The organism is Vibrio sp. HENC-03 (assembly GCF_000305755.2).
Classification (GTDB): Bacteria; Pseudomonadota; Gammaproteobacteria; order Enterobacterales; family Vibrionaceae; genus Vibrio; species Vibrio owensii.
In genome coordinates, this window is sequence record NZ_JH976119.1 from 1 (window position 1) to 383 (window position 383).

1 rRNA gene is annotated in these 383 nt (G+C 39.9%); it reads left to right on the plus strand.

Annotated elements, in window-relative coordinates:
• Positions 1–146: 146 nt before the first annotated feature.
• Positions 147–263: ribosomal RNA gene (gene rrf / locus VCHENC03_RS16130) — 5S ribosomal RNA — on the plus strand.
• Positions 264–383: the final 120 nt, after the last annotated feature.

The following is a 383-nucleotide window of genomic DNA, read 5'->3' on the forward strand; positions in this document are numbered from 1 at the left end:
TTGATGGACTCAATGTAAGAACATTGAATGTGTATAAATAGAACTTAACATCAGTTTTCCGAATTATTCGATTTGCAAGCAAATCTCACCCTAAAGGGCCGCACTAAAGTGCGTTTGAATTTGCGAGCAAATTGATAAAGAATTTGCTTGGCGACCATAGCGATTTGGACCCACCTGACTTCCATTCCGAACTCAGAAGTGAAACGAATTAGCGTCGATGGTAGTGTGGGGCTTCCCCATGTGAGAGTAGAACATCGCCAGGCTTTATTTCGCACTTGCTTAAGATTTAAGCAAGTCACCATAAAGTTCTAAATTATTTTAGAGTTTTATGTTGACTTTCAAAGTGGAAAGCGTATTATACGCACCTCGCTTAAGTGCTAAGG